We start from the raw sequence: 25,838 nt of genomic DNA, 5'->3' as shown, positions 1-25,838 counted from the left end.
GCTGCGTGAGGCAACTATCGCTGGTAGTTACGTGTACCGACCGCAAGGCCGATACGCCGGACGCAGCTCTGTGTGCCAGGAACCTGCCGAAGGGCAGCGTGAAGCAACGCTCCAGTAACTGGCAGAAGCGCATCCAGGCCGCGACCGCGCGCGGCGGAGCGTCCTTGCCCTCGCTCGCGGATCTCTACCGCGGTGATCACTGGACCCGTTCTCGCCGTCTGGTAGCGGCGGCCTCGGCTGCGGGGTACAAGACTCAGCTGTGGGTGGCATCGGCAGGGCTGGGCCTGCAGCCGGTAGAGCCGAAGATGCGCACTGCACCCGCCTATGCAGCAACGTTCAGCACACGGCACGCCGACTCCGTAGCCACCTCTGCGGAGGAGAATGGCCAGTGGTGGGGGCACCTTCAAGCGCGAGCCGGCCAGGCCACGCTCCGGGATCTGGGCCAGCAGGGCCCGGTACTCATGGTTCTGTCCGAGGTCTACGCGAGCGCCATGGAAGAAGAACTCGAAACGCTTGGAAATCTCGGAGGCGAGGCGCTGCTCATCGGCGGCTTGCGCGAGATCCCCGGAGTTCACCGAGTCCGGTCCGACGCTGGGCTGAGTCACGCGCTGGGGGGGACGTTGACAAGCCTGAACGTGCGCATGGCTGCGTCATGGCTCGAGCACTCAAAGGACGGCATGCTCACATCGCTGGCGACGCAGAAGGCGTGGAGCGAGTGGGCGGCAGCCACCACGAAGCCAGTGAAGTACAACCGCGAGCCCATGTCGGATGAAGACGTGATCGTCTTCATTAAGAGGGAGACAGCGAAGCTGCCAGGCGTCTCCCGCACACGGCTTCTGCGGGCCTTGCGCGATGACGGCAAAGCCTGCGAGCAGAGCAGGTTCGCGAATCTATACACGAAGACCATGGGGGAGCGGTGACAGAAGACGTCATCAGACGCAGGGCGCTGCGGATCGAGCAGAATCCGGGCATCCCGTTGTACGTGTTTGCGCTCGAAGCGGGAGAGATTGACCGCGTGGCTGATGTGGCGCGGATCTCTCGGGACGAAGCAGGCAGGCTGTTCGGGTACCAGAGGCCGGAAAAGAAGCAGCACGTAAAGCAGATCCTCGAGTACCTCGACAGCGAGGATGTGCTGTTTCCCAACGGCCTCATCCTCGCCCTGCCCACCTCGGTGCGGTTCAGGGGGAGCCGCGGGCCGAACAGCACGGACGGCCTCTCAACGATCGGGACGTTGGAGATTCCCCTGCCGGAGTCGCCAACTGCACCCAGACCCGCCTTCATCGTGGATGGACAGCAGCGCAGTCTTGCGCTCGCGCGTACGCGGAGGTCCAAGCTGCCTATCACGGTGGCCGGCTTCGTCGCTGAGGACATTGAGGTGCAGCGAGACCAGTTCCTCCGCGTCAACACCGTGTCGCCGCTGCCCAGCAACTTGGTGACGGAACTCCTTCCCGAGGTGCACACCAAACTGCCGACGAAGCTGTCCGCGAAGAAGCTGCCTTCCGTCTTGGCGAACGCTCTGAACCATGACGCCGATTCTCCCTTCAAGGGACTGATCAAGCAGGCGTCAACCACCACAGACAAGCGGTCCAACGCTGTGGTGAAGGACAACAGCCTGATCTCGGCTATTGAGGAATCTCTGAAGCCGTCGGGTGCACTCTTCCCGTACAAGAATCTGTCGAACAGTACAGTCGACACCGCCACGATCCGCAGCATCCTCATCACCTACTGGAGCGCGGTGCGCGACACCTTCCCCGATGCCTGGGGTGTGCCACCGACCAAGAGCCGCCTCATGCACGGCGTTGGCATCCGGTCGATGGGGCGCCTGATGGATCGAGTCATGGACCGGGTACTGGCTGTCGCGGAACCCGGCTCGCAGGAGGCGTACGAGAGGGCCAAGGCCGAACTGGCGCTCATCGCCCCCCACTGCCGATGGACCAAGGGGAGCTGGCCTGAACTCAACACCCCTTGGGACGAGCTCCAGAACACGCCGCGCCACATCAGTACCCTCTCGAACCTTCTGATTCGCATCTACTTCCAGTCGAGGACGAGCACGTCGTGAAGTTCTACTTCCCTGATAGCCAAGATCAGATCTATCCCAGGTATGACTTCATCAACGATGAGTACCCGGATGAGCGGGTTCGCCAGAGGGATGATCTGTATGCCCATCAGGCAGTAAAGCCCGCGCCCTACGACGGGATACTGGTCAGCAAGGCCATCGTGGACGGGTCTGTTAAGGGAGCCGGAAAGTACAGTGCCCCTCAGAGGGACCGGCTTTACCGAGATGGCGTGAAGAAATTCTTCGGGCTACCTGACTCGATGGAGAGCCTCGGTGACTGCGGATCCTTCAACTACATTAACGAAGAGGAGCCCCCGTACAGGGTTGAGGACGTGCTCCATTACTACACGGAGTGCCGTTTCAACTCAGGGGTCAGTATCGACCATGTGATCTTCGGCTACCAGCCGGGTGCCCTTGATAAGGACGTTGCTCCGGCATGGGTGAAGCGTCGTGAGATCTCGCTGGACTTGGCAAGGAAGTTCTTCGAAGCCACGAAGAGTCACAATCGCCTGGTCTCTAATAAGAAACAGCACCTGGAGCCGATTGGCGCGGCGCAGGGATGGAGTCCTGCCAGCTATGCGGACAGTGTCGCCCAACTCCAGAAAATGGGCTACAAGCGGATCGCCCTGGGGGGCATGGTTCCGCTGAAGACGCCGGAAATCCTTGCCTGCCTCGAGGAAATCTCCAAAATCCGCAAGAGTGGTGTCGGGTTCCATCTTCTCGGAATCACCCGTATCGGCAGCATGGAACGCTTCGTCAAGTATCACGTCACCAGTTTTGACAGCACATCGGCATTCCGGCAAGCCTTCATGGATGAGAAGAACAATTACCACACCGCCGATGGTTCATACCTGGCGATCAGGGTTCCCCAGGTCGACGGGAACCCAACCCTGAAGCGGCTGATCTTGGCAGGCGTGGTGTCGCAGTCGGCGGCAATTAAGGCCGAACGCGAATGCCTTAAACTGCTGCGTGAGTATGAGGACGACAAGGACTTTGAAGTGCAGGAAGTCATCGATGCCTTGTACGCCTATCACGCTCTCATCGGTGACACCAAGAAGCTAGAGAAGGTCAAGGACTACAGGGAAACCCTTGTCGACCGCCCTTGGGATCGCTGCCGATGTGAACTCTGCGAGAAGCACAAGATCGACATGGTCATCTTCCGTGGAACAGAGCGGAATAAGCGCCGAGGGTTCCATAACATGACGGTGCTCGAAGCCAAGATGCGCAAGCTGCCGCTCACATAATCGTCCAGATCGCGCATAGCACTCAAAGTAACTTAAACAGGAGATGATGTGGCCGACCGCTACGTTCTGAAGGTTCCCGCCCTCAAGGTGCTCCAAGGCGACAAGGAGATCTACTGCTTCGCTGTCGACGGCAAAAAGGTGGAAGACTTTGCCGCCGTCTCGCGCATCCGTCGCGACAGCCAGAAGAAGCTGCAGGGGTACCAGCGGCCTGAGGTCCAGAGCCACATCCGCTCGATCCGCCGCTACCTTGAGTCCGAAGGGGCGATGCTTCCCAATGCCTTGGTTCTCGGTTTCGATGATCGCGTCACGTTCGAACCTGCGGTCCGCGGCGGCAGTGTGAGCTACTCCATCCCCGGCGAACTGATCATCCCGGTCGACGAATCACTGGCTGATGAAGAGAAGCCGGCCTGGCTCGTGGACGGTCAGCAGCGCAGTGCGGCCATCAGGGACGCTGACCTTGCAGAGTTCCCCGTCGCGGCTGTGGGCTTCATTGCGTCTCAGGAAGAGCAGCGGTCGCAGTTCATCTTGGTCAACTCGACCAAACCCCTGCCCAAGGGGCTTGTGTATGAACTCCTGCCGGAAACCACTGCCAAGTTGCCGCGCTCGTACGCGCGCCGCCAGCTCGCCGCGAAGCTCATGGTCCTCCTGAATATGGGGGACGGTCCGTTCTGCGGAAGGATCAGCAGCCCCACCTCGCCTGGCGGCAACATCAAGGACAACAGCATTCTGAGGATGTTGGAACACAGCATCTACGAGGGCGCCTTGTACCAGTACCGGAACGCTGAGGACGGTTCCGGGGACGAGGAAGCGATGCTGGCGCACCTTCTGGGCTTCTGGTCGGCAGTCGAGAAGCTCTTCCCTGATGCGTGGAACAAGCCTCCCAAGGAGTCGAGGCTGACCCATGGCGTGGGCATCCAAGCCATGGGCTATGTCATGGACCGACTCACCACAGACGACCACTTCGACAAGGTCAACTGGGACAAGCTCCGCATCACCCTGCGCCGACTTGAGAAGCACGTGGCCTGGACATCCGGCACGTGGAAGTTCTCGGATGGCGAGGAACGCAACTGGAACGGCCTCCAGAACACGGCCAACGACGTGCGGAAGCTCAGCACCCACCTGCAGGCTCTGGTCAGCAAGTAGCCGAAGGTCTGCGGTTCCATTTGGTGGTCTCCCCGATCAGATCGGGGAGACCACCAGTGCGTCAGACGCTCTCGGCGATCGTGCGCCGTAGGCCTCGCTCGGCTGCGCGGAGGAGAGACGCTGAGCCGCTGCCATTCGCGTACTCGATCGGCACGTCATTGCCAGCGTGCTGAGTGATGAAGCCAGTGGCGGCGTGCTTGGCGCAACGCGTCGCTAGAACGACCACATCCGCCCTGCGCGCCTTCTCTCGCAACTGCGGCGTGCCAACGTGGTCATAGGCGGTGGCGACCTTCACGGCAGGAGCGATCTTCTGCAACTCCTCCCGGCACCTGGTGAGTACCGCCTCGTCCAGGGAGTACAGGAGCAGGGTCGAAGGTGGCATCGACACGAGGGGGTCATCTTGAACGTCCTCCTCAGAGGGGACAGCCCAATCGAGGCCCGCCAGGCCAAGTTCATGGGTGAGCCGCTGTGCGAAAGCCAGATCAGCTGCCGCAAGACGGTGCCGGTGAACGGACAACGGCGCGAGAAGATCGACACACAATCTCTCACGGGCGTCTACGTCAGGACACGCGGCAAGAAATAGGCGGTCAACGAAGTCCAAGGCGGCCGAGGCTCGTTCGGGAGCGATCCACCGACTGCACTCCGAGCTCACGTCCTTGAGGATCTCTCCGTAGGTGTCAGCGGCGGGCGAGGCCCGAAGAGCGATGTCCATCAGAGCTTGCAGCACCGCCAGATCCCCCGGGCCGTAGCGGCCGAAGGCCACGGCATTACGGATGAAGGCATGCGCGCTCTTCGGCGCCGGCTCGTCGTAACCCACGGCATCGAGGAACGAACCGACAGCACGCCACAGTTCATCCGCCGCGCCATCGCTCAACCCGTCCAAGAACTCAGCCAGAACGTCATCGCTCTGCACCGGGGAGGGCCACAACGCCCACGCCTCGTCTTCCACGGCCTGCTTGCCTGCAGGACTTCCCTCAGCAAGCGCAGAGAACAACTCTGGCCAAGACTCGATGGGCACGCTTGCATCAACGCCAGGGGATGCATTCGAGGACGCCTCGTCCACCGCATCAGGAACCGGCTTAGCCGCCAGACGCTCGGCCTCACTCAGAACGAGTGCCGCGATCTGGGGCGCCTGCTCCAGTTCCTCAACGGCCGCCAACGCCCGGCGCACAACGGTCACATCGTCGAGAATCACGGCCGCGAGCAAGACGACGGTCATCGCCTGCGGCCCATACGACCGGGGGTCGCCGCCCAGCAGTTCAGGGACCACCCGGCCGTGGGCGATGAGACCCTCTTTAGCCGCGTCGAGGTCTCGCGTAGCGAGGGGCTCTTCGAGGGCCACCGTGTAGACAGCGTTGAGAATGGCGGCCTTCACGGCAGCGGGTGGGTCCTGGTGCACGATGTCCGGCAGGTTTGGGAATGCGAGAACCTTGTTGCTCACACCGAGGCGATCCAGGCGCTTGAGCCTGAGGTGCGCCAGGTTTGTAGCGGTGAGTCCACCGGCCGCTGCCAACTGCTCCAGTAGGTCTTGGGAGGCTGCTTCACCGCCCGCCGCGAGAGCAGCATCGAACTCCGCGATGAGTCGTCCGATGGGTTTGACCGCACGCCACAGGCGAGGCGGGCGGTTTGTGTAGGTCTTCTGCATCAAGAGCAATGCATCGGTGAGGCTCTGTCGGTAACGCGCGGGCTGTGCGGTTGTCAGCCTGAAGGTCACCCGCTCGCCGGCGAAATCCAAGATGGCGTGTTCTACCGGGTCATCCGGGTTGAGGGGGGCTGGGCGCAGCCCGCCACGCTCCATGTCGCAATAGATGTACGTCGGCCCCGCGAAGGCTTCGATCAACTCAGCTGTCTTTGTCACGTCAGCCTGGTCACGTGCGATGGCGTACATGGCGAACTGTTGGCTGTCGGCATCCCACCGCGGCAGGACGATAGGTGCGTCGCCGCCGTTCAGCAGAACCTTGACGAATGGCTCCGTGCGGTCCTTGTGAGCGTAGTCCGGTCGCATGTCGGGCCAGGCATCGTTGCCTGTTCCAAAGAACGCTCTGAGGAAGGTCTGGATGCGCTCCGGCGTCCAGTGCTTGGGCTGTGTCATGCAGCATCTCCCCACCGCTCGGCCAGGTCCAGACGTGCCTGGGCAGCGGCGTCGCTACCTGCCGTGTAGGTCACTCTCTCGTCGTTCTTCGCCATGCCACGAATCGTGAAGTTCATCGATCCGCTGAGCATCCAGTCGTTACCGCACAGCGTCTTCTCGTGGATGTTCGGATCCTGCGCCACGTGGACGCGCTCGGGCGCGGCCGCCTTGGTGAGACGGCGCAGGAAGTCGTCATTGTGTGCGTCACGACGTGTAACGACGTGGATCTTCGCGCCACCGTGTGCGATGCGGGCGATGGCATCGGATAGGCGGCAACTCTGCGGTGGGACATCGCCGAACAGTGCATCGTAGGCGCCGTGGCTGTTGTCGAGGACCTGGACATCGGTGATCCACGGTGACACCAGCCACAAGTGATCGCTAGGAGCAATGAACTCCGCGATCAGAGCCGAGGTCAGCATGGTGTCGACGCGCACAGTGGTGTGCAGCCCGGTGCGGATCGTGCGTTCCTGGGACTTCACTGCGAGGCCTCCCGCAACTCGATGCGGACCCGGAGTTCGTTCTGCTGACGGAGGATTCCGCAAACCTCTCCGTAGATACGCAGTACGTCCCGGTCGATGTGGGTGACAGGAATCTGCTTCAAGGCCTGCGCCATTGCCTGCTCCTTGCCGGCGGGACAAATCAGATCGACAGCGGAGGTCTCTGCGAGATGCTTGCCGTACGACTCGATCCATGCAGGCTGCGTCACATCGACCTCGGGCAGCCGGTCATCGTGGGCGGCCTGGACCAGGAGCCGTTCCAGTACGGGGGCTTCGGCGTACGGTTGGTAGTGCTTCAAGTCCTGGGTACGAGCCTGGTGACCTCGCGGCCACAGGAGGCTGAAGACCTGGTCGGCACTGAGCGCACGGACTCCGGACAAAACGAGTTGGTTCGATCCCACGGCGTAGGCCACGACGCGTGCGTCGACTTCAATCCCCAGACGCTCTTCGAGTGCAGCCCAGGCTCTTACGAGAGCGAGAGCCGCGGCATCGATGTCGGTCCCAGAGCCCGGACGCAGCAAGCGCGTGGACAAGGCCGCAACTGCCGCATGCCGAGGAGGCCCATCCAATCGGGCCCATGCCTCACGTAGATCACCGAGTGCGTCTTGGGCTTGCTGTGCCGGCACGTTAGCGCGAAGCGTTGCCATAGCACGTGCAGCGGCGCCACCCGGATCCCCAGTGACGTGCTCGAGGAGACGCGTCAAAGTGGCATCCACATACTCGAATTCACTGGGCGCGAGACTGCTCGTCACAAGGCCCCAGAACCGTCGAGGATCCGCCGAGTAGTAGTCGATCAACTGCTCGATCACGCCGAGGCCCCCGACGGAGGTCTCGCTGAGCCAGATGGTCGTCAGCCCGTCCGGCTCGTCGGCTGGCAGTACATCGACGATGAGATCGCCGTCCTGCGCATTCGGGCAAGCCCGCTGGGCGGCAGCGCGGATCCCAGCGGCCATGGTGTCTCGGTACGCCCGCCGCGCCAAGTCAGCCGACTCGGCGGACACGTCCTCGATAACGAGGCGGCTGGCCGCTCGGTTGAGAGCCGCGATGACCGTGTCGCGGGTGACCAGTGTGCTCAGCTCTGCAACAAGACGGTCGTTGTCCATGTGCTGTTCAGACAAATCGGCATCGCGATAGAGCACCTGGAAGATTCTTGCCAGGTCCCTGCTCCAGCCACCAGTCGAGAGGACTGTGCGGATCTCCGCGTTCGTGCGCTCGGCAGCAAGACCGGCCAACGCGAAGGCCGTCAGGTAGATCTGAGCGAGTCGCTCCTGCTGGAAGAAGTTCGAGATATCGGCCAGTTCTGGATCTTCTTGGACTGCGTGTGAAAACGCAAGAGCTCGCCATTGCGGCGAGGCCAGGTACCGCTTGACTGCCGGGTCCTCAACGTCCAAGGGGCGCAACTTGAAACAGGCGGCATCGACGCCGAGGCGGAAACCGAGGGCGGCGGGCTTACCACGGAGTTCGTAGCGGACGGACTGGTTCTCGCTGTCCTGACGTTCACGGCGGACCGTGCACTCGGCACCGATCGTCATGCGCCGCACCTCGACGGGGTTGCCGGCTGCGTGTGTCGCGAAGCTGACGGCGTCGATCCGGCGCTGCCACGGGGACGGCTTCGGCACCATCCCTTCGTCGAACGGAACATCGTCAAGGGTAACAACCTGGGTGCCCCACACAGGGACGCCCTGTGACTGGTCGATGATGTCGCTATCTGGCTCGACCAGCCCCATCCGCTTTGGCCTGACGACCTCGAATTCTGCCCCGCCGTGCTCATGGGGCTGCCAAGGGCCTTCGGGCATGCCGTCCCTGACGAACTGCGTGAGATTCAGAACGTTGCTGCCTTCGGAAGGGAGAGGGAGCCATGTGCGATGGTCATCGCTCAAGTACCCGAAGCGTCGGCTGACTCGGCCGGGTACCGCCTCCGTCAGGGCTCTCCCGATCGGCATCGGCTCGACGGCTCCATCTCCGTCATCAAATGGGAGCTCTAGATCGACCTCTGGGAGATTCAAGGGCTCAAATAGAGCTCGAGTGATGTACTCGGGCAGCATGGCGCCGTTCACGGCACCGGCGTCAGTCACCAGTGGCTTCCAACCGGAGTTGAGCCGTCGTAGTGCGGTGGGTGCCACGGCTAGTAGCAGCGACCGTGGCTGTTCCCACAACACGGCCTGCGCTTCGTCGGCAGGGAGTTGCAGCGCCCTAGCAAGGTGCTTTGCGAACTGGTCCTGGACACGGTCGTCGTTCAGCAACTCATCGAAAACCTGGATGAGGGCCTGGTGCTCAGCCTCATAGCGGGGATTCACAGCTCCCGCTGCCGGTGCTTTCAGGAGCCTGCGCGGGTCGGCATTCCGGAACCCCTTGCTGCGCAGTCGGCGCCCCGCCCAGTCAAGAAGGGCCTGGGCCCCTTGGATCTTGAGAACGTACCGGTTCCGCAGAGGCAGTTTGATCGCCGCGACCTCTGGCGCGAAGAGCGTCTCGTAGCCCTGGTAAGCGAGGCGATCACGACCGTAGTCAGAGAGGGTCACGACGGTCACTGGCCGCGTCCCCCGGGCTCGACCAGCACGTCCGCGGCGCTGGATGAAGGAGGCGGCATTGCGAGGTGCCTTGTGCTGAAGCACGAAACCAACTCGGGGGTCGTTGAACCCCACTTCCAGAGAGGCGGTGGCGATTGTCAGCCTGGCATTGTGGTTAACGCCGGCGTCCTGGGAAGACGTGCGACCAATGACCAAGTGGTGCATGCGCAGATCGGGAGCGAGTTCGTTCCCAATCTTCTCTACGAGGTCCCATGACTGGCCCTCATTGTACCGGGCCTCAGGCTCAGGCCGCGCGCGTGAGCGGAGCCCAGCAAGTACGTCACCATGTCGGCTCATGCGACCGAAGTGGTCCTGGTCGCCTTCCGCGTCGCGGAGGTACTTGTAGAAGCGGTTGGTGACGTCCAGGTCGTCGGTGAACAGGAAGCCGGTGGATCCGTACAGAAAGGTCTCGTCACTTGGATCGAGTACTCGGCCGAAGAGCATCGCGGTCTGGATAGACGTCGACAGCAGACTGGCCCCTGCCACCGGATCACCGCGCAGGGCCAGTGCGTACTCGCGGCCCTCCTCCACCAAGCTGTCCTCGGACGGAGCGATGGAGTCGATGTCGCTGTCGCGAAGGCCGACGAGTTGGGCGAAGAACTCTTTGGCGTCGCGGAGCGTCGCACTCAGGCCAACGAACGTGACAGGTTTGCGGGCTGCCTCACGCCACCTGCGAAGTAGGTAGGCGACTTGGGCACCATGCACACCAGAGTAGGTGTGAACCTCGTCCAGGAGCATCAGCGAAGGAACCTGCCCGCCTCTCCAGCCCAGCAGGCCCTCGAGGAAGCTGTCTGCGCTGCAGTTGTTCAACATTTCGGTCGTCGTGAACAACAGATCGGGTGGGTTGCTCCGCAGGGACTTACGAGTGAGGGCGAGCCGCCCGTCCGGCAGCTCATACCGGCAGCGCCAGCAGACGAGACGCTCGTTGCCGGCGGCGCGGTCCTCATCAGACCACACCAACTCCCCGTTTTCGCACCTGTCGTTGGGGCACGGAAGGAATGGGCAGATGAATCCGTCTTGGAACCGCTTCCAACGACCCGATCCCCTGCCCGCAGCTAGCCTCCGCGGATCGGTGGAGTCGTTCGGAGTGCTTCCGTAGAGAGCACCGATGCGAAGGTAGCGCCTCCCCTGTTGCGCAAGCGCCTGTTCAACCTTGCTCGCCTCGGTGACCGCGTCTTTAAGCTGGTCGCGCAACAACTCAGTACGCGGGTACAGCGCCAAAGTGTGGACGCTGCCCGGAGCGTGTGCCGCCATTGCGGCGAACGCAGGCAGGTAGAACGAGAGTGTCTTGCCGCTACCGGTGCCAGCCCCGACAATGATTCCGCTGGACTTGTCTTGGTGGGCAAGTGATTTATAGACGGCCTGGGTCGCTTCCAACTGGAAGCCTGCCAAGCTCTTTCCACCCAGATAGGCCTTTGCTACACGGTTCTGGAGGCCTCCCCAACTAGGCGAAGTCCCCAACTGCTTGAGCGCCTCTGAGGCAGAGATGTCACGCTTGGGGTAGCGCCGATAGCGCGTGTGCAGCCGGTAGTCGGCAACAAGGCGCCTTCCTTGACGCCACCATCCACTCGGTGCTTCTCCTGCCCAGTCGCCCCGAGGACGGAAGAGCTGGCGAAGTCCGGCTGTGAGTCGGAGCGACTCGGCGAATCGGGTGCGATAGCGTGCCGGTCCGTCATTCGGCCAGGGCACCTTCCAGATCAGGGCGAGGCCGCGCATCTCGTGGAGTACGTCATGAGGTGAGACGTTCTCCGGAGCTTTCGGGTGTTCATGGAGAACAGACTCGATACATTCGACGACGTCGTCTTCAGAGAGCGAGCCCTCCGTCACGCCCCACGAGAGCAGCGGCAGCTCAAGGTCTTCGAGGCGGTTGAGGAGTTCATTGGTAAAGTCCTGGTCCATGCTGCGCTGGTTCACGAGCCCTTCCTCTTCAGGCTGATGTGGGCATCCATCCCGTATTCACGGATGAGCGCGATCTCTTCGTCGGTGACGTCGCGTAGCGTGAGACCGGACTGCTCGCGCAGTCGATCCAGCAGAACGGCTAGTGCCTGAGGCGGGTCTTGAGCGCCCTGGAGTAGTTCAGCCAAGCCGGCATGCGTGACGGCAAAGGTGGTGATGGCTTCCTTGGATGCCTTGCCCCTTGCCACGCGCTCAAGTTCGGCATGACGGGTGGATGCCTGCTTCTCGGCCCCTGGATCGAGAAGCATCGAGATCCGCGCTACGGGTAGTTCCTCGAGTAGCTGTCCCGTCCACGTGGACCAAGCGGCTTGATTCGCTTCCCCAAGGCGATCAGCAACTACCTGTGCCTTCTTCTTCGCCGTGTTGAACACCTGATTGGAGGGCAGGCCGCTAGGCCCCAAGCTCCGCTCAAAGCCCGCTCTCCCGTCGTCGATGCCGGACAGGTCGATGTCGAGGCCCGCGCCACGGGCCTGCAGAGCTTGAGTGACGGCCAACTGGGAGCGCAGTTGGTTGAGCTGGGATCGAAGCTCCATCAACCGAGTTGATACCCGGGTGGCTTGACGCTGGGACTCTTCGCCGTCCGCGATGCGGGAGGCGTGATCTTCTAGCAGCTTTGCCTTCTCGTACACGGACATCTGGGTCACTGGTCATCAGCCCCTTCGGCTACCAGAGAGCGCCATTTGGCAACGAGTTCTTGTACGCCATCGGCTGCGCTCTTAGCGGCCGAAGAACTTGCCCGCATCTCAGCACCCTTCAGGGCTTCATCGAGCCACTCATCAGCCACATACAGCAGGTTGCGAACGACCTCGATGGAGGATCCGCGGTCCTGTGCTGCTGTGCGGATGCGTGCAGTGAGTAGGGTCGCCTCTGGGCGGTCGTCGTCGTGGCAACGCCCCAGTTCATCCTCCAGCGCGGAGATCGTGGACCACTCCACGGCGCTTGCCTGTTCAAGGAGCGAATCAAGATCGCGTGCTCGCTGAGTTGACAGCGACAGGCTGACCTCTCTGGCTCGGTCAACGGCGGACTTGATGCTGGCGAGGGTGTTCTTCCCCGGGGTGCTGCGCGGTTGCCGCAGTCGGATGTCTCGGAGCAGCTCGTTGAGCATCGTGATCTGTCCATCGATCAGGGCGGGCCATGACACGAACGGTTTGACTGCAGGTTTGATCCATTCCGGGACGGTGCTTACTGGTGTTTCCCATGACCAGTTGGCGGCTGCCTGTTCCAGCAGAGGGACTGCCCGGGCAGCATCGATCATGCCCACGGCTCCTCTGGTGCCCTGTGAGATGCCGACCCCGGTGCGGATGCGCTTAACCAGGGCGCTGCGCGCAGCGAGGTGCTGGTTGAGTGCGACGGTCCACCGCTCAGGCCTCGACATAGTGCCGGCGCCCTTCCAGCTCTCGCCGTCGTCCACTGCGGCTGCCAGCAAATCCTCGATGCTCATGCCGGGCCAGGCGCGGCCTGCAAGAACCGCTCCCAGAAGGGATGCGCGCAGGCCGAATACGAGGTCGTCGTCTGTGACCTCCAAGTTGCGCTGAACTCTGGTTGCCAACGCACGGGAGTGCTCTTCGGCGACGGTGGCCAGCCTCCGGACGTCTTCCCCACGGACCTGATCCAGCCCGTACTGCGCACGGATCAGGCTTTGGAAGAATCTACTGTTCGTCGCGCTCCGTTTGAACTGGATGGGGGCGCTGTCAGCACCGCTGATGCCTGCGACCGCGGAGCCTTCGATGCTGACGACGGTGGCATTGTTCGGCCAACCCTTGTCTTTCACGCTGGCTTGCGCCTGCATGAGCGGTGTATTCCACCGGTACCGCTGGGCCACCGCGGTGGCAACGACTGTGCGGATCGTCCGAGCATGATCCTGCTTGAGGTCGTCGCCGCGGGTTACCCATTCCTCGATGTTCTGAAGGCTCCGCTGCACCGAGGGTGGATAGGTCTTGTCCTCCGTCTTGGCGGTGCTCGACGGGGTGCTGGATTGCCGGGAGGGCTCTGCAGCACGTCGCGGCTGCTCAGGGAGGACCGGAGACTCGGCCGTCATGGGGCTGAGGGCGAACGCCTCCAGCACCGTGGGGTCGATTTCAATGCCTTGAGCTGCGGCATCTTCCCAGAACTCAAGTACCCGCTTGCGCCGGTCGGCGGCAACAGGATCGCTGCGTTCGACGAGTTGTTGCACGGCTGTGCTGAGGGGCTGATCGATCTCAGCAGTGGGGAATCCCTCGGAGAAGGAAGAGTCCGGGAACTCTCCTTTCCGCAGCGAGCTTGCGTGCTGGATGAGGACCGGCCGTACCACGCTTCCCAGAACGGTTCGAGGAACGAACGCCCATGGCTCGTCCTTCGAAGCAGTCGAGTGGACCGCGCGGGTCAGGGCCGACCTGTTGAAGGGGTACAGCCCGTAGCCGTCCGCGGATGCCCCGAATGCATCGTGGCAGCGTGCCTGCAGAGGGCACTCGTCGCATGCGTTCGTCGGCTCTGCATCGCCTGTTTGCTCCAGTCGATCCTTGCCGACACGTGCGGCGTTGAGGTACCGGCCGACGAATGCGGCGATGGCCTCTTCGCCGGTGTCTTCCTCGCTGAAGGGCACATCCAGGTCGTAGGCGTAGCCAAGATTCGCGCGTACGCGTGTGAGGGCTGTTTCCGGCAAGTCACGGAAGTAGCCGGTGGTTACCGCCATGAGGGTGCGGATGGGGGCCAGGCGGGTGGAGCCTTCTCGGCGGGCCGCTTCGACGATGGCGTCGAGCAGGTCCTTCTGAACGCCCTGGATGAGGGCAAAGTCCTCGATGAGGAGAATGATCTCCTTGCCCTGTCGGTGGTACTCCTCTCGGACAAGGGTCATAGCTTCTAGCAGGCGCCCCATGCCCAGGTTGAAACTCCGGTTAATCGCAGTCTCCAAGTGCTCGTTCAGGAGATCGATTGCGATCTCCTGAAGTTCGGCCTTGGAACTGAGAACCTGAACCCACTTCTTGGCTAGGGCAGATGCCTTGCTGACGCCGGTGATGTCCAGCGGAAGATCATGAACGGTGAACTTCGGAGGGCGGTCCCCTTCCCCCTTGGTACGGTCCCGCAGGAGGTAGGTGGCCAGTTGAGGAACAAACTTCTCCGGCCTGAGCATGAATTCACTGACGTGCGGATCGTCAAGGAGTGCCCCGAGCCCCTGAGGGCCGAAGAGCTGCCGCGCCGGCCCCGAGACCCCGCGCCCTGTCTCGGCTACAAGGGTCTCGTTGAGAGAATGGATGAGGCGCCGAGCGAGCACTGATGCGTCGATGTCAGCGGTGAACTTGTCGATCTCCGCCTTCAACTGCTTCAGCTCATCGCTGTCAGCCTGGGCGATCAGGCTTTGCACTACTGCCTTCAGGCTCGTCCTGTGCTTCTCGAGGTAGATGACCTCACGAGACTCAGGCTGATCGTCGACAAGATCAAGATGCTCGCGCACCCACCGGACGAGGTGCGACTTTCCAGAACCAGACTCGCCCACGATGGGCATGAGCAGCGCGCCGGTGTTGGACTCATGATTCAGGAAGTCATCAAGGACCGCCCGTTCATCGACCGGCTCCCCCTCGCGCACAAGTTGGCGGCCATCGAGTCGCGCTCGCTGGATCCGCAAAGGAGCGTGCGTGGCCCGGAAGACGGCAGGAGAAGGAGAGATGGCCTCGACGCCGATGGTGTTCGCAGCAGTCGCGGGGTCCCAACAGACCTGTCCACGGAAGTCAGGCACTGGGGACCTCCTGCATCGTGATGTCGCTTACATAGCGCGGGCTCGAAGGTTGCTCTGGGTCGGCTACCTGCAGCACTAGAGGGGCATCGGAGTCGAGTTCCAGACGCAGCCATTTCTCGTCGCTACCACGCAGCAGTGCAAAGGAGAGGGCAGCCCCGGCCACACGGTCGCCCGGGTTGTCGAGTTGAAGAGCTCGCGAGTATTTGCCGCCCGGCAGCACTGGCAAGTGCTCACGGATGCTTCGGACGGCTGCTACGGCGTTAATCTGCTGGCCAGGCTCCCACAGGCTCTGAGCGACATACCTGACGGCGGCGGTGCAGTCCGGAGTCAGCGGACTACTGCCTTCCCCAGAGAGGAGGGGGCGGGCAGCGAGCCCCAACGCGGGAGCCCAGTCTCCGAACGGCCGCCAACGCTCAGCGTTGACGATGGCAGGGCCGGCCTCCGGCTTCAAAGCGTTCTGCCTGAGCTTCTGCGCTTGCTCCCAAGCCACTGGAGCCTCCATAGGATCCAGGGCGAGAAACCAGGCCAGGGCCCGAGTGAGGTCGCGGGATTCCTTCTGCTCGTCGTTGTCTCCCAAACCGCTGTTGCGTTCAGGTGCGAGCACGGCGGCGCGTAGAGCAGCGGAGAAGGCATCCCAGTCGCGGCCGTCGAGAGGTGCGGCGGGTCCGACAAGCTTCAGTTCACTGGTGGAGTCGTGAACGTGAAGCAACCCGAGTTCTCGCAGCGTCTTGATGGCCTTGCTGAACATCTCCGACGCATCGTCCTTCTCTCGGGAAGCTAGCGTGGGCGGGCTCAATAGGGCGCGTGCGCTGTTGAGCGATACAGGCTTCTTCGAGTGGGCCAGTAGACGGATGACTGCCCACATGGGGTCAGGGCGCGAAGCGTCCACGTTGATCAGGGCCATCAGAACGACTCCAACGCATTCCGGACGGGGAAGTTTTGAGGATGAAGAGCGGTGAAGGGGAGGTCGGTCCGCTCTGGATGTGGCATGCCCCGTGGGTGGATCAGGTACGTCACGTCTGGTGAACCAAGTCGTGACCTGAGCACGCTGTCGACGGACGACGGATCATCGTCCAGAACCCACACGATGGGGCCGTCGTAGAAGCGCAGCAGGTCTGCGTCGGTGTCACGGATGATCGGGCGGGGCGCCACATCCTCCTGGAGGGTCTCGGCTTGGCGGGAGGTGATCCCTGGCCCGCCGATCACGTTCATACCGCGAAGGGCCAACATTTCCAGAAGCCGGGGCACATTAACCTGGCGCTCGGCGTCGGTCCCCCACCACAAGCTGAGGCATGAAGCGGTGCCACGCAAGGTTCCGAGGGGGTCGCGATTGGCCCTCGGGGGGGAAGGAACTAGCGGATGAGGGTCTCCCGCCAGTCTGTAAAAGCCGTTGTCTGTAGGAAGACCTGTCGATCTGCAGCTAGGGCAGCCTCGGCAGTTGATACCCGACAGCAGCGGGGCTGCGCCTCGTTGCACCCGGTAGTAGGTGCTGAGTACCTCGCCGGTGCACCGATCGCCGCGCAGCAAGGTCCGGAGATCAGTAAGTGCGGTCCTCTGAGCAGTGATCGAGCGCCGGCGCTCAGTCTCGAAGCGACCCTGGAAGTGTCCTTCGTCGTTGGTCTGAGTGTCCGCGATGGAGACGTCGACATGTGTGGACGCCAACTCGTAGAACTGGGTGAGACGTTCCTGGAAGACGACACGCGGTTCGCCTTCGCTCCGCTGAGGTGGTTCAGGGACATGGAGTTCGATGAGCCCTGCGCGCAGCATGAGGTTCAGGGTGCGAATGTTCCAGTCCCGGTTGGCTTCGGAGATGTCATGGACGTTGTCCGGGATCGAGTCGAGGTTGACGAGGTAGTGCCGCGGACGCGCATAGGTCTTATCCCGGACGTCCCACATCCACCGCCATCTTGACCAGGCAGTGTCGGCCCTAATGATCGCCTGCCGGTTGATGCCCTCGGCGACGGGCAGGTCTCGAGGGGCCGATGCCAGGTAGGCCACGGACGGGCATCCGTCCCGGCCGGTCCGTCCTACCTCTTGGTAGTAGCGGTCGACGGTTTCCGGCAGGCATGCGTGCACCACGCTGCGGACGTCGGGGAGGTCAACACCCAGGCCGAAGGCTGAGGTTCCTACGACGATGTCGTACTGGGTAGGGATGGGCCCCAGAGCGGAACGACCACCCCATCCTTCTACGGCCTGTCGACGCTCGTCGGGGCTTGAATAGCCTGCGACATCGGCGACTCGCCTGTAGCCAGCGGTGCGGAGGCGGTCAGCCCATGCCCGGGCGTCTTTCCGCTCTGTCACGTACAGAGCCAGTGGCTTCGGCAGCCGGTCGACGGCACGAAGGACTGCCGTCGTGCGTTCCTCTTCTCTCGCGAAGTTGTCGATGTAGTAGGTGGGCTCGTGGCGCAGCTGGGCGCCCCAAACGATCTCAGCGGGCTTGGCTCCGGCGAAGAGCTTCTCGAGCGTGGTCACTTGCTGTTCGGTCAGTGTCGCGCTCATGCAGACGGTGACGGGTGCACGTCCTGCAGGGGCGGTGCTCAACCAGGTACGACGGTGGACGGACATGGTTTGGAACTCAGGTCGGAAGCCCTCGCCCCACTGTTCGACCAGATGCGCTTCGTCGACGACGAAGTACTGCAGGTGGCCTGCCTCGGCAGCGTCTTCGAGGGCGGACTTGAGGCCGGACACGAGTGATTCAGGATTCGTAAAGATCAGCCGCTGGCTGCCCGACCGGATGTCCTCGCGCAACTGCTGCTTGAGGTTCTCATCTAGGTTGCCGATGTAGGCGTATCGGCCAGTAGGGCTTTGCCGGCCGCGGGAGCTCAGCAGCTCTTGGGCGCGGCGTTCCATGTCCAGGGCGAGCACAACTGTTGGCACGACGACCAGGGTCACGCCGCTGCGCTTGCTTGAGAGGAGTGCGGGAGCCTGCACGAGTGCAGTCTTTCCGTGGCCGGTCGGCAGGCAGGCGATCACCGTGCTGCCTGGTTCTGCGAGTGCTACGGCACGTGCTGCTTGGCGCTGGCCGATCGATTTGTACTCGGCGTAGTCCTCGCCGAGGGCCTGGGTCCAGAAGGGGTCGGCTGGGCAGGGCTCCAATGCAAGATGTTGATGGAGGCTCTCTCCGAGGTGAATCTGCTGGAAGTCGTGCTCGGCGGCCTCGGTGGCCTTCTGGTCTGATACGTCGGGGTGCCATGGCAGGGCTGTGACCAGGATGCGACGACCAGCTGGGAGGGCGTGGCAGTGGAGTTGTTCCCACTGCAGCCGTGTGGGCAGCGGTGCGCCGAGCGGGACTTCGAGGCCAGAGTTGTTTCCGTGGGCTTGGGCTTCAAGAAGGATTTGCCGTGTCAGTGCTGCCACGTCACGCCATGAAGACCGGCGTTCCATCAGCCCTTCGAGGGTGTCCTTGAGCCGTCGCAGAGTTCCGCGGTACTCCGTGTCCTCGGACGTCGGGGGAACCAACGGCCAGGTTTCAAAGAGCTCTTGAGCCCCGGTCCAACTGTCACGCATGACGCTGGGCTCCGTTTCCCCCGCGGACAACGCATGTAGCGGACATGAGCCGTACGTTCGGCTGCGTGAGTCCGTCGATGAGCAGGCTGGCGGTGTTCACGTCGGCCAGTTGGCTCTCGGTGTCGCGCAAGAGTCGTCCGGCAGCCCTGCGTGCCGCTGCCTGGGCCCGGGTCACGGCAAGTCGCCGGCGAGCCCGCTCCTGGGCTTCGGCGCAGAGCGCCGCCAGGTCGGTGACGCGGAAGAGTTCGTTGCGTGCGACCTTCTCGGCGGTTTCAGCAGAGTGCTGGAACTCCGACCAGCCGCCGAAGATGCCGACGAGCTCACGAACCCGCTGGTTGTTGAAGTTCCGGCACTTCCGGTTGTCGTAAGGGCTGTTGAGCCACTCGAGCGCCGTGGCGAGGGTCAGCGCCTCGGTGCTTCCTGCCCGCACCCACACTCTGCGAGTGAACGGTGGAAGCAGAAGGTCAGCCTGTCGCTGCAACGCCCGGCTTACCTCTTCCGGGTTGGTCATCGTCTCTGCTGCTGCCGAAATATCGGCCTCAACAAGGAAATCGAAGCCGAAGTAGGGTTCTGGATCCCCCGTGTGGCTGGAGTCAATGCGCTGGAAGGCAGTTGCCTGGCCACGTTCGTCGATGGCGCTCAGCGAGGAGAGCATGTCGATGAAGGGGTTGCCGATGCGGAACACCCGGGTGCCTGGGGAGCGCAGAGCTTTTGACCGGTTGAATGTCCCCCGCGTCACGGCCGGCGTCAGCGCGGCAGTCTGTGCCAGGTACAGGCGCGGTGGCACATGCGGCCGGGACTCTACGAGGTCGAAGACGGTTTCGCCGACGATGTGATCGGAGCGTCGAATGTTGATGCCGCCAGATCCCTCGCTCGTGTACTGGAAGGCAGCGCACTGGATGTCCTTCCACTTCACTTCCAGGTCTCTGAGAGCCTTGGTCGTGTTGTCCCGGCCATCGGCGTCAAGGTAGATGGCCTCGAGCATGTCCATCTTCTCGATCTGCCGGCGAGCTTCGAGAAGCTGATCCTTCACGCGCTGCTGCGCAGATGCGAGCTCTGCAGGGCCGTCCCGCAGCGCGTCGGTCCAGACTGCGTCGAGGCCTTCCGCGATAGCGTCCTGCAGTGTCGACGCCGATTTCGAGAAGATGTTGTAACCGTCGAGCAGCAGGTCCAGCCACGCTGTGCCGAGGGCTTCGTGCTCGGTGCTTGCGATGAGCACGTACTGGCTAGCGGCATCGGACTGACTGACGGATTCGGTGTTGCGATAACGGTCTACGCGTCCGATCCGTTGCTCAAGCTGGTTTGGGTTCCACGGCAGACGCACATGGACGACGGCATCTGCGACCTGAAGGTTCAGACCGTCTTCGGCGGTATCGTCGACGACGAGGACCGACGTGCCTGCCGCTGTGCGCCATTTTGCGACCGCGTCCTCGGAACCCTTGGCGCCGATCCGCCGGGTGTGTTCCGTAACCTGCGCGCTCCGGGACAAGCCTCCTAGGCGCGCTGCGAGTTGGTGCGCCAGTGCCCCGGGACCACAGAAGACGACGATCCGCCCACCGCGATTCAAGGTCGGGATGAGGGCGTTGACCGTCGCCTTCACCCGCTGGTGTCCTTCTGTCTCGTTGAGTTGCCTCTCAAGTTCGAGGAGTGCCTGCCCCTCTGCAGGGATGAGGACGGGGGTGGCGAGCAGGGCTTGTTCCTGTGGACTGAGACCGGCACGTTGTGCCGCTTGAGCGTCTCCGTCTACGCGCCAGCGCAAAGTATCGGCGAAGTCATCGAAGGGCCCGCCTGCTCGGGAGACAAGGACGCTGAGGATGCGTCCGTAGGCGGTGATCTCGCCTTCGAGGCCGGTATCGAGCAAGTGGTCCGATACGCCGGTGCGCCACTCCGCGAGGGCGGTTTCGACGGCGTCGAAGTTGGGGGGCAGGCTGAGAACTTGCGGGCGTTCCCGGCCGCGGACGGCGTAGGGCTCGCTCTCTTCGTCTTCGTCGTCTGGAAGCACCACTTGGTCGCGCCGGTGCCGGATCACCCGGCGATGCAGGCGGTACGTCTCACTGATGTGCCCTCGCAACTCCTCTACACGAAGGGAAAGATCTGCGGGTTGTACTCCGTCGCAGAGGTCATCGTCCTCGGTGAGGCACTCGGCGACCCGACCCGCAAGGTTCTCGAATCCGGGGTCATGGGGGAGGAGTTGCCGGATGTCGTCGAGCGTTGACCTCAGCAGGAAGGTGAAGGTGGCGTCCAGGGCGTAGACGCTGTCTGCCAATTCGGCGCGCAGGGCGTAGCGGTGCTCGAAGCCTTCGCGATCGTCCCAACGGTAGAGGTTGGGGTCGAGCAGATGGAGCAGCCCGAGGTGAGTGGTGTAGCGAGAGGTCACAGGAGTCGCGGACAGCAGTAGAAGCTTCGGGGCAGCATGTGCCAAGGCGGCCAGTTCGCGGTAGGGAGTGAGGTTTTCACCGCTGTCCTGGACCAGCGCATGAGCCTCGTCCACGACGACGAGGGCACTGTCGTGGTAGGCGGACCACTTCTCCGGCGTTCCGTGCGAAGTGATCACGATCCGCGCTGAAGGAAAGTCGTCGATGAAGAACTTGGTGCGGAGTTCCTTGTCCCACTGGCGCCGAAGCGGTTCGGGGGTGACGACGGTGACCTGCGCCTGCGGATCATCGAGAAGGGCCTGACGGATGATGAAGCCGGCCTCGATGGTCTTTCCCAGGCCGACCTCATCGGCGAGGAGATATCGCTGTACCGGATCGGAGAGCACCGTCATTGCCGCACGGACCTGGTGCGGGAAGATCTCGGCAGCCGAGGAAAGCAGCGCCGCCATGTTCGCGCAGGCAGCTCGTTGGGCTACGAGATCGCGCAGGAAGGGCAGCCGAGCATCACGAAAGTACCCGGACTCGTTGCCGCCGCTCGTGAGGACTTGACGGGGGTTGTGGACGGGGCGGTCCCAACGCACCCTGAGGTCGCGCTCACTCGCCAGCTCGTTCCACTTCTCGTTGGGAACCTGGATGAAATATTCAGGGAGGCGCTCTCCCGTGACTCGGCCGGCGAGCCAGTCTCCGGTGCTCGGTTGGCGCCAGTAGACCCGTGTCTCGGGGTCGAGCCGGGCACGCCAGCAACTCTTGGCCGGCACATGCTGGGCGTGTACGACCTCCTCCGCTATGGATTCGAAGAAGTCGATGCGCAGCATGTCGCCGTTGACAGCCCCAACCCGGCCGATGCCCGGAGCCCCCGTGAACTCGACGAGGTGTCCGACTGCGAAGCCTGAAGACATCCTTCTTCTCGCCCCCACCTGCTCGTATGCCAACGCTGATGAGCCTAAACCGAGGCACTGACAACAGCGTCAAAGATGCTTCACATGCATTCGCAAGCGCATTCGATAATGGCTGGGGATACCTGACTGGACCCTCGCTCCGGACCTGGCATAACTGTCCAATTTCACTGAAAGCGGATCACTGAAGTCCACGGCGGCCATGCGCCGATGCGTGACGATGGCCGAAACCAACCATGCGTCTCGCGGCCGAACTCGGCGATCGTGCTCAGCGTGAACGCCTCCCGCCTTCATCTCGCGCGTGTACCTGATCTGGGGAGATCCCCGGAGCGCCCGCCCAAGTCTGGGGCGGAGTCGGGGCAGGCGCTGACCCGGATCTTCTCGATCAGCCGTGAGCGTGGGGCACTCTTCGCGCCAGGGTCTTGAGGCTCGGACGACCCGCTGTTGTCAGTGCTGTGCGCTGTACTGTCTGGGCGCCCTCCCGCCTTCGTTCCGCTCAACGCAGGTCTGGGCAGGGTCCTGCCACACCGAGACAGAAAGAAGATCGTGAACGTCCCCGCTCCAGCTGGCATAGCCACGCTCGTCGCTTACATCGCCACCATCCCCGCCGCCAACCTGCTTGTCACTCATGTCGGAGCTGTGCCGGTCGGCTTCGGCTGCGCCGCACCGGCCGGCGTCTACATGGTGGGCCTGGCCCTCGTCCTCCGTGACCTCGCCCGCGAGGCCGCGGGCCGCAAGGCAATCCTCGCGGCGATAGTCATCGGCACCGTCGTCTCCTACTTCCTCGCCGACCCGGCCCTGGCCTTCGCCTCGGCCGCGGCCTTCGCCGTCGCCGAGACCATGGACTTCGCCGTCTACGAGCCGCTCCGCACGCGAGGGCTCCTTGTCGCCATGCTCGTCTCGAACGCGGTAGGCCTTCTCGCCGACAGCTTGATCTTCTTGAAGATGGCCTTCGGCTCCTTCGGCTACCTGCCCGGGCAGATCCTCGGAAAGGCTTGGATGACTCTTGGCGCCGTCGCGGTCCTCGCCCTGCTGCGCCGTCGGAAGCACGCCACCGAAGAAGCCCTGTCTCGCACATAGGGCAGCAAGATCGACAACTGTGCACGGTTCGTTACCCTTTGACTAAAAGATCATGGGGGGACCGTGGGCAAGCTGCAGAACAAGAAACTGATCGTCAGCGTCGGCGCGGTGTGTGCCGCCGCACTGGCCTCGGGTGGCTGGTGGATGGTGTCCCCGAAGGAGTCCACCAGCACCTGGGGTCGTGTCCTCACCGATGCCGAGCAGACGACGATCCCCGTCGACGGCGGCCGCATCGAGATCGCCTACCAATCCGTCGACAAGGCGTCGTCGAACATCCCGAACTCCGGTGACCGCACCTACACGCCCCACATCTCGGTGACGGCGTACAACGACTCCGACGATGCCAAGGACTACACGATCACGGTCAAGGTGATGCGCGGCGGCAAGGACGTGAATCCGCACGCTGTGGCCGTGACCGGAGTGCAGCCGGAAGGCCCCGGCCCAGTACGAGATCACGCAGCAGAAGCGGGATCTGGGCGCCCACGGCTCAAACGCAGACCAGTCCGGCGCCGAGCAGGAGACGCACATCGACAGCCCCACCGGCGAGGACTTCACGGTGGAGATCCAGTCGGTGAAGGTGGAAAAGCATTACGCCCTGTCCGGGCAGCACTGACCGACGTCAGGTCAAACCTCCTGCTCACCGCTACCGACCTCCGACTCTTGTGGCGCTGCCCGCGGCTTCGCCTTGGGCGGTGCCGCACGAGCCTGGATGCGACGAACCTCTTCCCGCGCATCCTCAATCGGATACCCGGCGTCTTGAAGCATCCGAACCCCGGTCTCCAGTGAAAGCACATTGGCCGTCACGCCCTTGACCACCTCGTCCAGGATGGCAGTCCTGTCGGTCGGCGTGTGCGGGCCAAAGACCAGCCGCGCAGCCAGGGTTCCGCCCACCGGCCAGCCCTCTGCCCGCCCAGCTTGATGGAGGCGCTGGACCAGTTTGAGGAGCAGTACGTACTTGTGGGCACGCGCCAGGCGCATCGAGTCGACGAGGGAGTCCAAGGGCCCCAAGGAGAGTTGCAGGGCGTAGCCGCTTGGAACATCAGACGGATCCACGGTGCCCAAGCTCACCGCAGGCAGTCGGGCGTTGATCGCCGCCCGGTCCCGGACTTCTTCCGTGCGGGCCCGCAGTTCAGCGAGCTGCCCTGATGTGTCCAGCACGTCCATGCGGCCGCCATCGGCGAGCTGGAACACGGTGCCGGGCTGGATGGCCAGGGGCCTGGGCCGTCCGGTGACACGGTCGACCTCCGCCCGTGCGCCGGCCAGGCCGATGATCGGCGCTCCGGTTGTTGCGGAGGCCTTCGCGGAGTCTGTGTCCGTCTCCGCGAGTTCATCGAGAACCTGCATGACCTTGGCCAGCGAAGACTGACCGAAGTGCTCACCGTCAGCGATGCTGTTGCTGATGTGGATCACCGGCAAGAAGTCGATCTGCAGGTCCAGCTTGTTGAGGACCTCGCCGTCGGTTCGCGTACAGAACGTGGCCTTGTCCAGCGGCAGATCATCGAGGGCTTGCCCGTGGCGCAGATCCTCCAACAGCCATTCGGCATCCGTCAGATAGCAGGTGATGGCCGACAGCCTGTCCGGCGCCCAGGGGTAGATGCGCTCGATGGCCCCGGTCTTCTTTACGTGCGTATCGCCAGGGGCGAATAGCAGGCCTGCCGTTTTGTCCTCTGCAAGCTCCCGCTGAACCAATCCTTCTCGCGCGGTGAGGCTGTGAGTGGGCGGAGCGATCGGCCCCAACTCGTAGGTGATTCTGCGCAGCTTGGCCTTGATGCCCTGCTTCGGGTCCTCGGGCGTCTCCCAGGCAAGGTGCACTCTGTTCGGAAAGTCGCCGGGGTCGGCGTCGTCCTCAAGGACGGGAAAGTAGAAGCCCGGGTCGTACGTCTTCAAGCGCACACGGTTCTTCGACGGGTCCCATGCCAGCAGGTAGATGCCGTCACCGAGTAGCACCGCCTTGCGCTCCGCGGCCTGCATCCGCAGCGGAAGCAACTCCGCTTCTGCCCAGTCCCGTAGACGTTGCTGGACCTCTGCCGCCGCGATTGCTTCAGGTGAAGGATCGTCGTCGCTGGCGTGCTCGGCGCCGGGCACGATGATCTGCTGGTTCTTGCCGAGCATGTGAGCCAGCGCGGTGTCGACGAAGACCGAAGGTTCGCCGAACTCACGTCGCTCTGCTGCTGATTCGTTCCCCGTCAGGGCGGCGAGTTCGCCGGCCTGATTCGAGTCGTAGGCCCCCAGGAGCTTGTACGCGGCCAAGCGACGTACCGCGTCTTCGGGAAGCCAGTTGGCTTGGAGTTCAGGGGCGAGAGCACGATGGGGGCGCCCGTCGTGCGTGCCAGCCATGACGGGTTTGTAGTTCAGCCACGACCAAGCGTCGGTGAGGAAGTTGCGTAGGCCCACGGGGCAGGTCCGTAACGTCGGCCCCGCGCCACCTTCAGCGTAGGTGAGCCAGAGGCGGCCCAGCCCGTCGTGTAGTCCCGGTCCTAGATCACGGGACGGGCATGTGGAATGAGGTGCGCGCACCGTGATGCCCCTGGGGAAGTCGGCGTTCCTGCTTCGTCCCCAGGGGCATCACGAGCGGCGTGACGTCTGGCAGCAGCAAGTTCATGGTGCCCAACGCCTGTGCGAGGCCCCTGAACCATCGGCTGCTGGGCACTGCCCGGATACCGACAAATGCCTC

The 25,838-nt window shown here is 63.2% G+C and carries 14 protein-coding genes; 5 read left to right on the top strand and 9 right to left on the bottom strand.

Features of this window, described 5'->3' with window-relative positions; translation table 11 throughout:
* Positions 1 to 5 precede the first annotated feature (5 nt).
* From ACWIGU_RS03050 to dbpB (ACWIGU_RS03035), 4 genes are read left to right on the top strand one after another with little or no spacing between them, the layout of a single operon-like run.
* Positions 6 to 920 carry a hypothetical protein gene (locus ACWIGU_RS03050; RefSeq protein ID WP_454396772.1) on the top strand — a complete coding sequence of 305 codons (915 nt, stop codon included), beginning with the start codon at positions 6 to 8 and terminating at the stop codon, positions 918 to 920.
* Positions 917 to 2,059: a DGQHR domain-containing protein DpdB gene (gene dbpB, locus ACWIGU_RS03045; RefSeq protein ID WP_454396770.1), complete on the top strand. Its 1,143-nt coding sequence runs from the start codon at positions 917 to 919 to the stop codon at positions 2,057 to 2,059. Before ACWIGU_RS03050 ends, dbpB (ACWIGU_RS03045) begins: the two co-directional genes overlap by 4 nt.
* Positions 2,056 to 3,300 (top strand): tRNA-guanine transglycosylase DpdA, encoded by a 1,245-nt coding sequence (gene dpdA / locus ACWIGU_RS03040; RefSeq protein ID WP_454396768.1) that lies wholly within the window; start codon positions 2,056 to 2,058, stop codon positions 3,298 to 3,300. The genes dbpB (ACWIGU_RS03045) and dpdA overlap by 4 nt, the downstream gene beginning before the upstream one ends.
* A gap of 48 nt (positions 3,301 to 3,348) precedes the next feature.
* Positions 3,349 to 4,443, top strand: coding sequence for a DGQHR domain-containing protein DpdB (gene dbpB / locus ACWIGU_RS03035; protein WP_454396766.1), 1,095 nt, complete (start codon positions 3,349 to 3,351; stop codon positions 4,441 to 4,443).
* A 61-nt stretch (positions 4,444 to 4,504) separates the two neighbouring features.
* Here dbpB (ACWIGU_RS03035) and dpdD read toward each other — a convergent pair whose 3' ends face one another.
* Genes dpdD through dpdE form a run of 8 tightly spaced genes read right to left on the bottom strand, consistent with a single transcriptional unit; the run spans position 4,505 to position 22,087 of the window.
* The gene (gene dpdD / locus ACWIGU_RS03030; RefSeq protein WP_454396764.1) at positions 4,505 to 6,535 is read right to left on the bottom strand and encodes a protein DpdD; all 2,031 of its coding nucleotides are present in this window, start codon (positions 6,533 to 6,535) and stop codon (positions 4,505 to 4,507) included.
* A complete protein-coding gene (gene dpdK / locus ACWIGU_RS03025) occupies positions 6,532 to 7,053 on the bottom strand; it encodes a phospholipase D-like domain-containing protein DpdK (RefSeq protein ID WP_454396762.1) in 522 nt (173 codons plus the stop codon). Before dpdK ends, dpdD begins: the two co-directional genes overlap by 4 nt.
* Positions 7,050 to 11,552 carry a protein DpdJ gene (gene dpdJ / locus ACWIGU_RS03020; protein ID WP_454396760.1) on the bottom strand — a complete coding sequence of 1,501 codons (4,503 nt, stop codon included), beginning with the start codon at positions 11,550 to 11,552 and terminating at the stop codon, positions 7,050 to 7,052. The genes dpdK and dpdJ overlap by 4 nt, the downstream gene beginning before the upstream one ends.
* Complete coding sequence (locus tag ACWIGU_RS03015) at positions 11,549 to 12,238, bottom strand: hypothetical protein (protein ID WP_454396758.1); 690 nt, start codon at positions 12,236 to 12,238, stop codon at positions 11,549 to 11,551. Before ACWIGU_RS03015 ends, dpdJ begins: the two co-directional genes overlap by 4 nt.
* Positions 12,235 to 15,306, bottom strand: coding sequence for a protein DpdH (dpdH, locus tag ACWIGU_RS03010; protein ID WP_454396756.1), 3,072 nt, complete (start codon positions 15,304 to 15,306; stop codon positions 12,235 to 12,237). Before dpdH ends, ACWIGU_RS03015 begins: the two co-directional genes overlap by 4 nt.
* Positions 15,299 to 16,210, bottom strand: a complete 912-nt coding sequence (gene dpdG / locus ACWIGU_RS03005) for a protein DpdG (protein WP_454396754.1) — start codon at positions 16,208 to 16,210, stop codon at positions 15,299 to 15,301. Before dpdG ends, dpdH begins: the two co-directional genes overlap by 8 nt.
* Positions 16,210 to 18,813, bottom strand: a complete 2,604-nt coding sequence (gene dpdF, locus ACWIGU_RS03000) for a protein DpdF (protein ID WP_454396752.1) — start codon at positions 18,811 to 18,813, stop codon at positions 16,210 to 16,212. Before dpdF ends, dpdG begins: the two co-directional genes overlap by 1 nt.
* A complete protein-coding gene (gene dpdE / locus ACWIGU_RS02995) occupies positions 18,806 to 22,087 on the bottom strand; it encodes a protein DpdE (RefSeq protein ID WP_454397261.1) in 3,282 nt (1,093 codons plus the stop codon). Before dpdE ends, dpdF begins: the two co-directional genes overlap by 8 nt.
* Positions 22,088 to 22,630: 543 nt before the next feature.
* Here dpdE and ACWIGU_RS02990 point away from each other — a divergent pair.
* Positions 22,631 to 23,164, top strand: a complete 534-nt coding sequence (locus ACWIGU_RS02990) for a VUT family protein (protein WP_454396750.1) — start codon at positions 22,631 to 22,633, stop codon at positions 23,162 to 23,164.
* Between the two features lie 624 nt (positions 23,165 to 23,788).
* On the opposite strand, the gene ACWIGU_RS02985 is transcribed toward ACWIGU_RS02990, so the two are convergent.
* The gene (locus tag ACWIGU_RS02985) at positions 23,789 to 25,501 is read right to left on the bottom strand and encodes a hypothetical protein (RefSeq protein WP_454396749.1); all 1,713 of its coding nucleotides are present in this window, start codon (positions 25,499 to 25,501) and stop codon (positions 23,789 to 23,791) included.
* Positions 25,502 to 25,838 lie beyond the last annotated feature (337 nt).

This window comes from Streptomyces sp. NPDC055400 (assembly GCF_053644375.1).
Note: the sequence above shows the minus strand (reverse complement) of the source record. Positions and strands in the feature narration are given on the sequence as shown.